General features: G+C 44.2%; 12 protein-coding genes. 11 read left to right on the forward strand and 1 reads right to left on the reverse strand.

Features of this window, described 5'->3' with window-relative positions:
* The first annotated feature begins 86 nt into the window (after window positions 1-86).
* The 3 genes from MUK70_RS24125 (at window position 87) to MUK70_RS24135 (ending at window position 3,028) form a co-directional block, all read left to right on the forward strand.
* Window positions 87-1,118, forward strand: a complete 1,032-nt coding sequence (locus MUK70_RS24125) for a PorP/SprF family type IX secretion system membrane protein (RefSeq protein ID WP_234658445.1) — start codon at window positions 87-89, stop codon at window positions 1,116-1,118.
* Between the two features lie 100 nt (window positions 1,119-1,218).
* Entirely contained in the window at window positions 1,219-2,007 is a 789-nt protein-coding gene (locus MUK70_RS24130; protein WP_234658444.1) for an NIPSNAP family protein, read from the forward strand.
* A 10-nt stretch (window positions 2,008-2,017) separates the two neighbouring features.
* Window positions 2,018-3,028: a zinc-binding dehydrogenase gene (locus MUK70_RS24135; RefSeq protein ID WP_234605960.1), complete on the forward strand. Its 1,011-nt coding sequence runs from the start codon at window positions 2,018-2,020 to the stop codon at window positions 3,026-3,028.
* A 3-nt stretch (window positions 3,029-3,031) separates the two neighbouring features.
* Here MUK70_RS24135 and murQ read toward each other — a convergent pair whose 3' ends face one another.
* A complete protein-coding gene (gene murQ, locus MUK70_RS24140; protein WP_234658443.1) occupies window positions 3,032-3,835 on the reverse strand; it encodes an N-acetylmuramic acid 6-phosphate etherase in 804 nt (267 codons plus the stop codon).
* Between the two features lie 320 nt (window positions 3,836-4,155).
* Between murQ and ilvD the strand changes: the two genes are divergently transcribed.
* The 8 genes from ilvD to MUK70_RS24180 all read left to right on the forward strand — a co-directional run bounded on the left by ilvD (window position 4,156) and on the right by MUK70_RS24180 (window position 12,206).
* The gene (ilvD, locus tag MUK70_RS24145) at window positions 4,156-5,841 is read left to right on the forward strand and encodes a dihydroxy-acid dehydratase (protein WP_234658442.1); all 1,686 of its coding nucleotides are present in this window, start codon (window positions 4,156-4,158) and stop codon (window positions 5,839-5,841) included.
* 69 nt (window positions 5,842-5,910) lie between these two features.
* Window positions 5,911-7,641: a biosynthetic-type acetolactate synthase large subunit gene (gene ilvB, locus MUK70_RS24150; RefSeq protein WP_234658441.1), complete on the forward strand. Its 1,731-nt coding sequence runs from the start codon at window positions 5,911-5,913 to the stop codon at window positions 7,639-7,641.
* Window positions 7,642-7,659: 18 nt separating this feature from the next.
* Window positions 7,660-8,193: an acetolactate synthase small subunit gene (gene ilvN / locus MUK70_RS24155; RefSeq protein WP_026631940.1), complete on the forward strand. Its 534-nt coding sequence runs from the start codon at window positions 7,660-7,662 to the stop codon at window positions 8,191-8,193.
* Window positions 8,194-8,254: 61 nt separating this feature from the next.
* Complete coding sequence (gene ilvC, locus MUK70_RS24160; protein ID WP_234658440.1) at window positions 8,255-9,301, forward strand: ketol-acid reductoisomerase; 1,047 nt, start codon at window positions 8,255-8,257, stop codon at window positions 9,299-9,301.
* Window positions 9,302-9,417: 116 nt separating this feature from the next.
* On the forward strand, window positions 9,418-10,674 hold the full coding sequence (gene ilvA, locus MUK70_RS24165) for a threonine ammonia-lyase (RefSeq protein WP_234658439.1): 1,257 nt from the start codon (window positions 9,418-9,420) through the stop codon (window positions 10,672-10,674).
* A gap of 1 nt (window position 10,675) precedes the next feature.
* The gene (locus MUK70_RS24170; protein ID WP_234605955.1) at window positions 10,676-11,524 is read left to right on the forward strand and encodes an AraC family transcriptional regulator; all 849 of its coding nucleotides are present in this window, start codon (window positions 10,676-10,678) and stop codon (window positions 11,522-11,524) included.
* A 51-nt stretch (window positions 11,525-11,575) separates the two neighbouring features.
* Window positions 11,576-11,863, forward strand: coding sequence for a nucleotidyltransferase family protein (locus MUK70_RS24175; RefSeq protein WP_234605954.1), 288 nt, complete (start codon window positions 11,576-11,578; stop codon window positions 11,861-11,863).
* Window positions 11,856-12,206, forward strand: a complete 351-nt coding sequence (locus MUK70_RS24180; RefSeq protein ID WP_234605953.1) for a HepT-like ribonuclease domain-containing protein — start codon at window positions 11,856-11,858, stop codon at window positions 12,204-12,206. Before MUK70_RS24175 ends, MUK70_RS24180 begins: the two co-directional genes overlap by 8 nt.
* Window positions 12,207-12,362: the final 156 nt, after the last annotated feature.

A 12,362-nucleotide genomic window follows, 5' to 3' on the forward strand; every position in this document is an offset into this window, starting at 1 on the left:
TGATGATATTTTGTGAATTTAATTTTGTATTTTTTTCGAGCTTGTTTTCCTGCCGCTGATACAAATTGCGGCAATAAGAAATATATATGACAAAGCGTTTACTTCTCCTTTTTGTACTGACACTGCTTTGCCTGAAAGGTTGGAGCCAGGATCCGCAGTTTTCTCAATTTTATGCGAATCCGTTATATCTGAACCCTGCTTTGGCCGGTGGTGCGCTCGCGCCACGTGCGACGATTAATTACAGGAACCAATGGCCATCATTATCAGCAAACTTTGTAACGACTTCCATTGGTGCAGACGTTTTTTTACCCAATTATAATAGCGGACTTGGGGTGCTCGTGACGATGGACAGCCAGGGTTTGGGTAACCTTAAATCAACAGACATCGCACTTCAATATTCTTACCAAATCCAGTTGAATGATGTTACTTCACTCCGTTTGGGAATCCAGGGCGGATTTGTTTCGCGGAAGCTGGATTATTTTGGACTAACATTCGGCGACCAATATAATAATGGCGGACTTACGGGACAGCCTTCGGGAGATCCGTTTGCACAAGGCGGGCCGAATGTGAATTATGCCGACTTCGGTTCGGGATTAATGCTTTATTCGGATTGGTATTGGGCCGGACTCTCGGCGCATCATTTGAATCGCCCTAATCAGGCTTTTTCATCCGTTTCGGAAGCAAGATTGCCCGTCAAGACCAGTTTTCAGGCGGGTTTAAGAATTCCTTTTGCTGGTTATACATTCCTTGGTGATGAAATTGACAAGGAAAAGACGATCTCGCCTGCCATTATGTATAAAAAACAAGGCAAATACGATCAGTTCGATGCGGGGTTATATGCAACTATCGAACCATTGGTTTTGGGCGCTTGGTACAGAGGCATTCCATTCAAAAAATACGAACAGAACATTAACAACCACGAATCGCTCGTATTCCTTGCCGGTTATCGCCAGGACAAGTTTTCAATCGGTTACAGCTACGACCTTACCATTTCTACATTAGGTGCCAGCAGCGGCGGTGCGCATGAAATATCGCTTTCCTACGTTTTTGATCCGATCGAATCCAAACCGAGACGGAGCAAGAGCAGCAAAAAGCAGCTCTCCTGTCCCAAATTCTAGTTTTCAAGAAACATAAATCTTATCGGGTATTTAGGGTAGAGCAAAAGAACCGCTGTCTTTTTCTTTTACAACAATCACCTATTTTAATATTTAAAGTTTCATGAGTCAACGCTTCAAGATCCAGACTTTACTTCTGCTATTCCTAACAGTGGCCTTTGCCGCGGTTGCAGCTCCCCCGAAGAGAGAATTTTACGAAATTAAAATCTACCAAGTGAAAACGGCTGATCAGGCAACGAGGGTAGAGAATTATTTAAAAGACGCCTACATTCCGGCCATGCACCGCGCAGGAATCAAGAATGTGGGGGTTTTTAAACCCGTGGCTTCCGATACAGCAGCAGCCGGCAAATTAATCTACGTTTTCACGCCTTTGAAATCATTGGAACAATTGCTCGACATGCCAAAAACGCTTGCGAAAGATGCAGCTTACGCTTCTGCGGGTAAAGATTACATTGATGCAGAATACAAAAATGCTCCTTATGCTCGCTACGAAACGATTGTTTTACAAGCATTTACAGGCATGCCGATGCACAAAAAGCCAGCATTAACCGGACCAAAATCGGAACGTGTCTATGAATTGCGCAGCTACGAAGGCCACACAGAAAAGATCTATCAAAACAAAGTGAAAATGTTCAATGATGGCGGCGAAGTTCCTCTTTTCGAGCGACTTGGCTTCAACGCGGTTTTTTACGCAGAAGTAATTGCCGGTAGTCACCAGCCGAATTTAATGTACATGACTACTTTTGAAAACAAAGCGTCCCGCGACGAACATTGGAAAGCATTCAGTGCAGATGCAGAATGGAATAAATTGAAAGTAAATCCTGAGTATCAGAACAATGTATCGAAAAACACAAGTTTTTTCCTTACGCCGACCGATTATTCTGACATTTAAATCCCGATTAATGAAAGCTGCTTTTATAAAAAATCTTCATGAGCCATTGGTAATAGAAGAAGTTAAAAAGCCACAAGCCGGTCCCGGTGAAGTGGTTGTTCAGCTGAAAGCGGCTTCATTAAATCACCGGGACGTCTGGATACAAAAAGGACTTTACCCGAAAATTACTACGCCGATCATTCCCGGTTCCGACGGGGCCGGGATTGTAAGTGAAATTGGTGAGGGAGTGGATTCCGCGTGGCTGGACAAGGAAGTGATCATTAATCCTTCTCAAAATTGGGGTGATAATCCTGCTTTTTACGGAGAAGAACATAAAATATTAGGCTTGCCGGATAACGGGACTTTTGCAGAATTTGTCAAAGTAGAGGCCCGTTATCTGGTTCAAAAGCCAGCATATCTCTCATTCGAACAGGCTGCCACATTGCCGCTTGGTGCATTAACCGCATGGCGCGCATTGCATACCCGTGCGAAATGGCAGCCAGGCGACAAAGTTTTGGTAACCGGTGCAGGCGGAGGCGTCGCATTATTTGTGATCCAATTTGCGATTGCAGCCGGTGCGGAAGTTTGGGTTACTTCCGGGTCGGATCAGAAAATTCAAAAAGCTGTTGAAATGGGTGCCAAAGGAGGGGTGAACTATAAAAATCCAACCTGGTTTCGTGACTTGCTAGTCAAAGCGCGCGGGCCGAAATTAGGCTATTTCGATGTGATCATTGATAGTGCGGGCGGCGCGGGATTCGCCAAGTTAACTGACATTGCAGCTCCCGGTGCCAGAATTTGCTTCTACGGCGGAGGAACCGGCAACATTACCGACGTTGTTCCAGCCAAAGTATTCTTCAAGCAGCTCAACATTCTCGGAACCACAATGGGCACCGAGTCCGAGTTTCAGGAAATGATCAAATTTGTTGAAGAAAAACAGATTATGCCCATCATCGACACCGTTTTTCCACTTGACGAAGCTGAAAAAGCATTGCGTCTGATGGATTCGGGCCAGCAGTTTGGGAAAATTGTTTTGAAAATCTAGCTTTTATTTCTGCACGGATTCAATAGCGCCGCGAACGCTTCCATATTGATTCAATAATTTTTCAGCTTCTGCCGCATCCACATTGAGCTCATCAATGATCATTTGTTGCGCACGATTCACCAGTTTTTCATTGGTAAGCTGCATATCGATCATTTTGTTGCCCTTCACCTTGCCTAAACGGATCATTACAGCCGTTGAGATCATATTAAGGACTAGTTTCTGAGCAGTTCCGGACTTCATTCTCGTGCTTCCTGTTAAAAATTCGGGTCCTACGACCACTTCCACGGGAAACTCTGCGGCTTTCGCAACCGGGGAGCCATCATTGCAAACCACGCAACCGGTCAGCAAACCTGCTTTTTGTGCTTCATTCAATCCGCCGATCACGTAAGGCGTGCGACCCGAGGCTGCTATGCCTATTAATGTGTCGTTTTCGTTAGGTTCATAAGGTGCCAGATCAACCCATGCCTGGTTCCAGTCGTCTTCTGCATTTTCCACAGCTTTTCTGATCGCTGTGTCACCGCCGGCAATGATCCCAACCACCAGATCAAACGGAACGCCGAATGTAGGTGGGCATTCTGATGCATCCACAACGCCCAACCGCCCGCTCGTGCCTGCCCCGATGTAAAACAACCGCCCGCCTTTCTGCATCCGTGGAACAATCTGCGACACAAGCGCTTCTATTTGTGGGATGGATTTTTCGACAGCATTCGGGACAGTTTTATCTTCCTTATTTATGGAAAACAAAATATCCTGAACACTCATTTTTTCAAGATCCTGGTAATTGGAAGACGACTCAGTGGTTAGCATAAGATTGGATTTTGGAATGGTCAAAATTAAATATTTTCGTCAAATCATCAATTAGCAAAGTTTAATTTGGTATTAATCTTAGAATGTCTGCAAAAAATCGCGCGAATGTTTGGAAAATAAAAAGATACCCTTCTAATTTGTATCGCCAATATGAAATCAGCGAAATTTCGCTAACCAATAATTTTACGCTAATGAAATTCATTTTAATCGTCCCAGTTCTACTTCTAGTCACGCATTAGCGTGAGTGAGGACGATTGCATATAACCTGGCACCTCACTCACCGCACTGAATGAGGTGTTTTTATTTACAACATATTCACCATGTCGACAGAACTTAACAGATTTTCGAAAACCCTTACACAAGAAGTTACCAATCCGGCCGCGCAGGCGATGCTTTATGGCATTGGGTTGAAAGAAGAGGATTTTTCAAAACCGCAAATCGGGATTGCCAGCACAGGTTATGAAGGAAATCCTTGTAATATGCACTTGAACGGGCTTTCCGTTTACGTGAAACAAGGTGTAACTGCCAATGATATGGTTGGTTTGATCTTCAACACAATCGGCGTTTCCGACGGGATGACCAATGGAAATGACGGGATGCGTTACTCGTTGCCAAGCCGTGATATCATTGCCGATTCAATTGAAACCGTGGTTTCTGCACAATGGTATGACGGTGTAATTGCGGTTGTGGGTTGTGATAAAAATATGCCGGGTGCCGTGATGGCGATGGCGCGGTTGGATCGCCCTGCAATTATGGTTTATGGCGGAACAATCCGTTCTGGACATTATAAAGGACAAAAACTCGATATCGTTTCGGCATTTGAGGCGCTGGGAAAGAAGTTTGCCAACAACATTTCAGACGAAGATTTCAAGGGAGTTATTCAAAATTCAATTCCTGGTCAGGGCGCTTGCGGTGGCATGTATACAGCAAACACGATGGCGGCTTCCATCGAGGCAATGGGAATGAGTTTGCCATTCAGCAGTTCTTACCCGGCTACGCATGAAGGCAAGCAGGATGAATGTAAGAAAATCGGCGCTGCGATGAAAAAGCTTTTGGAACTGAATATCACACCGAAGGAAATTATCACTAAAAAATCGCTTGAAAATGCATTAACCGTGGTTATGGCGCTCGGTGGTTCTACCAATGCAGCATTGCACTTCCTGGCGATTGCGCGTTCAGCAGGTCTTTCGTTAACATTGGATGACATTCAGGCTATTTCAGATCGTACACCCTTTATCGCGGATTTGAAACCGAGTGGTAAATATTACATGGAAGATATTCTGGAAATCGGCGGGGTTCCTGCCATTACTAAATATTTGTATTCCAAAGGCTTGATCCACGGAGATTGCATTACGGTAACAGGTAAAACGGTTGCCGAAAACCTTGCGGAAGCGCCTGATCTTAATTTTGATACACAAAAAATGGTATTCCCATTGGAGCAAGCCATTAAATCAAGCGGTCACATTCAGATCATGTATGGTAACCTTACGCCAAATGGCGCGGTTGCGAAAATCACTGGAAAAGAAGGGATGACTTTCGATGGCGAAGCAAAGGTTTGCGAGCATGAGTCGCAGATCATTAACATGCTTTCAAAGGGTGAGATTAAAGCAGGTCACGTGGTTGTAATCCGTAATGCAGGTCCAAAAGGCGGTCCAGGCATGTCGGAAATGTTAAAACCAACGTCAGCAGTAATGGGCGCAGGACTAGGAGATAAGATCGCACTCATCACCGACGGCCGTTTCTCAGGCGGAACGCACGGCTTTGTAGTAGGTCACATTACGCCCGAAGCATTCGACGGCGGACCAATTGCATTGGTTAAAGACGGTGACCGCATTTCCATCGATGCCAACACACGCCAGTTAACATTGCACATTACCGACGAGGAAATGGCAGCCCGAAAAGCACAATGGGTGCAACCCGCGCCACTTTTCACAAAAGGAATGCTGGGAAGATACATCAGAACCGTAAAATCCGCCAGCGAAGGCTGCGTAACGGACGAAGCGTAATAAGCATAAAATTCACCCGACTAAATAAATAGAGGAGTCATGGGATTTAATGAAAATCAAACACAGACAATGCAAGCTGTTGAGCCGGTGGCCGCGATAGTCAAGCCGGAATTGATCAATGGTTCACATGCGGTGATCCAGTCGCTGATCGCAGAGGGCGTCGAGACCATTTTTGGATATCCGGGTGGGGCGATTATGCCGGTTTATGACGCGATTTATGATTATCAGGATCAGGTTAACCACATTCTGGTGCGTCACGAGCAAGGCGCGGCACACGCTGCGGAAGGTTTTGCACGCATTACGGGTGAAGTTGGCGTTTGTCTGGTTACATCCGGGCCTGGAGCAACGAACCTGGTAACCGGGATTGCTGACGCGATAATTGACTCAACACCAATGGTTTGCATTGTGGGTCAAGTGGCTTCTCATTTGCTGGGAACGGATGCTTTCCAGGAAACAGATGTGATGGGCGTAACGATTCCAATTACAAAATGGAATTACCAGATTACCAATGCGGACGAAGTTCCTGAGATCATTGCAAAAGCATTTTATATAGCAAAATCCGGTCGTCCTGGACCGGTTTTGATCGACATTACCAAGGATGCGCAGCAGAAATTGATGACGAGGCCTTTTGTTCACAAAAAATGTGAGAAGCTGATCAGTTATCATCCGCGTCTGTCTCCGAAAGAAGAGCAAGTTGCTGCGGCTGCCAAGTTGATCAACAATGCAAAACGTCCTTTTGTATTCTTTGGACATGGAGTGCAGATTGCGAATGCCGAAGCTGAATTAATTCAATTTCTTGAAAAAACAGGCATTCCGGCTGCTTCAACATTGCTCGGACTTTCGTCTGTTTCCGTTGACCACCCGAATTATGTGGGCTGGCTGGGCATGCATGGAAATTACGGAACCAATGTTTTGACCAATCAATGCGACGTCATTATCGCGATAGGAATGCGTTTCGACGACCGTGTTACAGGTGATTTGAGCCGTTATGCCAAGCAGGCGAAGGTTGTTCATATTGAAATTGATCCTGCTGAAATTGACAAGATCGTAAAAGCGGACGCACCTGTTGTGGGCGACGCTAAAAGAGCGCTTGAAATGCTGCTTCCGTTGGTGAAAGAAAATAATCATGAAGCATGGCGCGAGGAATTTAAGCGATACGATGCGATTGAAGATCAAAAGATTACACAGCCCGAACTTGCTCCGACTACGGAAAAGATCAAAATGGCTGAGGTGATCCGGACGCTTTCGAATAAAACAAGAGGCGAAGCGGTGATCGTAGCGGATGTGGGTCAGCATCAAATGATGACTGCGCGTTACTATCAGTTTAAAAAACCGAACTCCTTCATTACTTCCGGTGGATTGGGAACGATGGGCTTTGCATTGCCCGCATCATTCGGTGCAAAAGTGGGAGCGCCGGATCGTGAGGTTGTTGCGATCATTGGTGATGGTTGTTTCCAAATGACCATCCAGGAATTGGGGACCATTGCACAGAGCGGTTTGCCGGTTAAGATCATTATTTTGAATAACAATTTCCTCGGAATGGTGCGCCAGTGGCAACAGCTTTTCCATCAGAAGCGCTATTCATTTGTTGAGCTGCAAAATCCGGATTTTATCACCATTGCGAAAGGTTTTGGAATAGACGGTCACACTTGCAGCGCGAGGGAAAACCTGAATGATTCGCTCGACAAAATGCTGGCATCCGACAAGCCTTATTTATTGGAAGTCCTGGTAGAGAAAGAAGAAAATGTGTTCCCAATGGTTCCAACGGGAGCTTGCGTGGCAGATATCAGATTGGAATAATATAGACATTAATTGATCATGACAACATACACCATTTGTGTTTTTACAGAAAATACGATTGGTATTCTGAACAAGATTACCACCATTCTGACACGCAGACGCATTAACATTGATAGTCTTACGGTTTCTGAAACGGAACGCAAAGGCATTTCAAGGTTTACGATCGTCATCCGCCATGAGTCGCGCGATGCAGTTGAAAAACTCGTCCGCCAGATCCGTAAAGTGATTGAAGTGCTGGCTGTTTTTGGTTATCTCAATGACGACATCGCTTACAATGAGATCGCATTGTTTAAAATCTCAACACCAATCGGCGCAAAACCGCTTGACATTGAGACCATTAACAAAACATACAAAGCATGGGTCGTTTACTGGCACCTGACTTATGTGATCATTCAGAAGACGGGCACGGAAGAAGAAATTTTTGAGTTTTTCGACTATATCAAACCACACGAGATCCTGGAATTCGTAAGATCCGGACGTGTTGCGGTAAGCAAGTCTCCTCAAACGCTGGTGGATTATCTTCCTGAGGCTGAGTGGGAGTATTATCAGTAGTCGGGCAACTTTACCTAATATTGTTTTTAAATCGAGTAATCAATAATCCAATCAATAATCAATGGCAAAATTAAATTTCGGCGGGCTCGAAGAAGAAGTAGTAACCCGTGAAGAATTTCCTCTTGAAAAGGCACGTGAAGTACTTTCTAACGAAACCATAGCTGTAATTGGTTACGGCGTACAAGGCCCGGGCCAAAGCTTGAACATGCGCGACAACGGATTCAATGTGATCGTTGGCCAACGCAAAGGAGGTAAATCGTGGGACAAAGCCGTTGCAGACGGATGGGTTCCTGGCGAAACACTTTTCGAATTGGAAGAAGCATTGGCAAAAGGAACAATCATTTGTTACCTGCTTTCCGACGCCGCTCAAATTGAATTATGGCCGACTGTTAAGGCTAACCTTACTGCTGGAAAATCATTGTATTTCTCACACGGTTTCGGCGTAACTTATAAAGATCAAACTGGAATTATTCCTCCTGCTGATGTAGACGTGTATTTGGTTGCGCCAAAAGGATCAGGAACTTCACTTCGTCGTTTGTTCGTAGAAGGAAAGGGCTTGAACTCTTCTTTTGCAATATTCCAGGATGCAACGGGCAAAGCACGTGAGAAATGTATCGCAATGGGAATCGGTGTTGGTTCAGGATATTTGTTCGAAACTGATTTCTACCGTGAAGTTACATCTGACCTTACAGGTGAGCGCGGAACATTGATGGGTGCTATCCAGGGAATTTTCGCAGCTCAATACGAAGTGCTTCGCTCAAACGGACACTCGCCATCAGAAGCATTCAATGAAACAGTGGAAGAATTGACGCAATCATTGATGCCGCTGGTTGCTGAAAACGGCATGGACTGGATGTACGCAAACTGCTCTACAACAGCACAACGCGGTGCATTGGACTGGTGGAAACCTTTCCGTGACGCTACCAAGCCTGTTTTCGAGCAACTTTATAATTCTGTAAAAAGCGGCGAGCAAGCTAGAATCTCCATCACACGTAACTCACAATCGGATTACCGCGTGAAACTGGAAGAAGAATTGGCTGAGCTTCGCGAATCAGAAATGTGGAAAGCCGGCAAAACTGTTCGCAGCTTGCGCCCGGAAAATAATTAAATAATTTTTCAATTTTCAAACATTGCCGGGGGCTTAAGCCCCCGGCAATGTTTGAAAATTGAAAAAAGAAAAATATAGAAGCTTTGCAGCATGCAAGGCTTTTTTCATTCACAGCAATGGATACAGTTCACTCCGCTCCGACATTAGACAATATCTTCCTTGCAGCCGAAAGGCTTAGAGGCATTATTAACCACACACCGATTTTTTATAATGCACATCTTTCAGAGCAATATCAGGCCAATATTTATCTGAAAAGGGAAGATTTGCAAACCGTTCGCTCTTACAAAATTCGCGGCGCTTACAACAAAATGGCTAGCCTGTCTGCAGAGGCGCTTGCATGCGGCATTGTATGTGCGAGTGCGGGAAACCACGCGCAGGGAGTAGCGTATGCATGCTGGAAAATGCAGGTGAAGGGAGCCATTTTCATGCCGACCACCACGCCAGCGCAGAAGATCAAGCAGGTTAGATTATTTGGAAAAGAATGGATTGAGATTCATTTGGTCGGAGACACTTATGACGATGCGTATTATGCGTCGAAAGAATATCAAACTGTTACAAAAGCTGTTTTTGTGCATCCATTTGATGATTTGCAAGTGATTGAAGGTCAGGGAACCGTGGGTTTGGAGATTTTCAAAGATGCTGATTTCAAGATTGACTATTTGTTAATGGCCATTGGCGGCGGAGGTTTGGCGTCGGGCATTTCAACCGTTTTTAAACAACTTTCACCCAGAACAAAACTGATAGGAGTTGAGCCCGAAGGTTCGCCGACGATGTATCAGGCAATAAAAGATGGGCATGTCGTCACATTGGAGCGCATTGATAAGTTTGTCGATGGAGCGGCTGTTCGCAGAGCTGGTGAAATCACTTTTGAAATTTGCAGCAAGAGCCTAGACAAAGTAATCCTCGTTCCGGAAGGCAAAGTTTGCTCATCAATCTTACAACTTTACAACGAAGAAGCGATTGTTGCAGAACCAGCCGGAGCGCTTACAGTTGCTGCATTGGATTTAATAAAAGATGAAATTAAAGGCAAAAATGTCGTCGCATTGATAAGTGGAGGCAATAATGACATTACCAGAACCGAAGAAATCAAAGAGCGCTCGTTACTTTACGAAGGCTTAAAACATTACTTCATCATCCGCTTCCCCCAACGATCCGGCGCCTTCCGCGAATTCCTGAATGTCCTCGGGCCAAATGACGACATTGCCCGTTTCGAATACGTAAAGAAAACAAACCGTGAGCAAGGCCCAGCATTAGTAGGCATCGAACTCAAAAACCGCGAAGATTTCGCACCATTAATCGAGCGAATGGATGCGAACCGGGTGGTTTACGAATATTTGAATGATCAGCCGGATTTGTTTCAGTTTATGGTTTGATATGCTTCGTGTCCCATCCGATATCAGCTCACAGGAATTTGAATCTTTGAAGATCCAGGATATGACTTTTGTTGCCTATCGCAATGAAGTTTATCCGTCCAAGTATGACGTGTTTTTTGAAGAGCATGCGGTGATTGTGGTCTTGGAAGGAGAGAAGAAATTCACGAGTCCAACACAGGAAGTGCATGTTGAAAAAGGGGACATTCTATTTGTTCAGCGCGGTTTTTACTTAATGTCGGAATCAATTAACGAATCTTACAAAAGCCTGGTTTTCTTTTTTGATGAAAAATTATTGAAGGAATTTGTCAGCCTGCATCCTGAACTTTTCAATCCTGCGAAGGCGACTCCTGTTCTTGAAAACCCGATTTTGTTACTTCAATCAGATGAGAACTTTGAGAAGTTTATTCAATCCGTGTTTCCTTATTTTAGGTCAAGAACAGAGCTGAAAAATCATTTTCTACGTCTTAAATTTCAAGAGTTATTGCTTCACTTACTGGAACTGGATGATTCAAAACAACTCCGCGCAATTCTTTACAGCTTGTATAAAGGTGAAAAGGCTGATTTATCGTTCATGATGAACACTTATTATTTGAAACCTTTAACATTGGATGAATTAGCGCGGCTGTCTGGGAGAAGCCTTTCCGCATTCAAAAGAGATTTTCAAGACGAATTCAAAACATCACCAGCGCTTTGGCTCAAAAATAAAAGGCTGGATTATGCGGACTTTTTGCTAAGAAACAGCACTAAGAATGTGTCGGAAATCAGCACTGAGATCGGCTATGAAAGTGTTTCGCATTTTATTAAGACTTATAAGGAGAAATACGGAAGGACGCCCAAAAAGCAGAGCTGATTTGGGTTTCTATTTTAAATGGATTAGATTCAATAATGATATCTTGTTTTCATGAATACACAGGCGGTATTAGATAGGCTACACAAATCAAAAAGCTATTTTTTTCAGAAATATCCCTTGAAATCGATGGCTCTTTTTGGCTCTCATGCCAGAAATGAGGCGACCGAACAAAGCGACGTGGACATTCTTGTGGAGTTTTCGGCTCCTATTGGCTTTGAGTTTATTGACCTCGCAATAGAATTAGAAGATGTGCTGCAAACGAAAGTAGACCTTGTTAGTAAAAAAGGTTTGAAAGCTCCGTTACTGCCTTATATAGAGAAAAATCTAATCTATGTCTGAGCGAGCGCCCTCTATATTATTCCTGGATATGCTGGATTCGGTGGAGACAGTTTTGGATTACACGTCCGGGATCAGTTTTGACGATTTTATGAATGATAGGAAAACAAGGGATGCTGTAATTAGAAACATTCAGGTTCTTGGAGAGGCTGCGAATCGTGTTCCAAAGGAAGTTAGAGAACAATATGCCGATATTGAATGGATGCGCATTATCAGATCCCGGCACATTCTCGTGCACGATTATGCCGGAATTGACTTCGAAATTGTTTGGCGGATAATAGAAGTGCATTTGCCGCCGCTTCGGGATGCACTATTGACAATGACGGATAAGGGCAAGTCTTCATAACTTCAATAACAATTTCCGCTCAAACCTTTCCGAAAAACTAAAATCACTATTTTTTGAACCTTTAACGTTATACTTATTACCTTGAATTTGTGGTAATTTGTAATCTCAGTTCTCCTTTTGAGAAAACGGCTGTTAATAGCGCAATTTCTTAGAAGT

This window comes from Dyadobacter chenwenxiniae, from assembly GCF_022869785.1.
Taxonomy (GTDB): Bacteria; Bacteroidota; Bacteroidia; order Cytophagales; family Spirosomataceae; genus Dyadobacter; species Dyadobacter chenwenxiniae.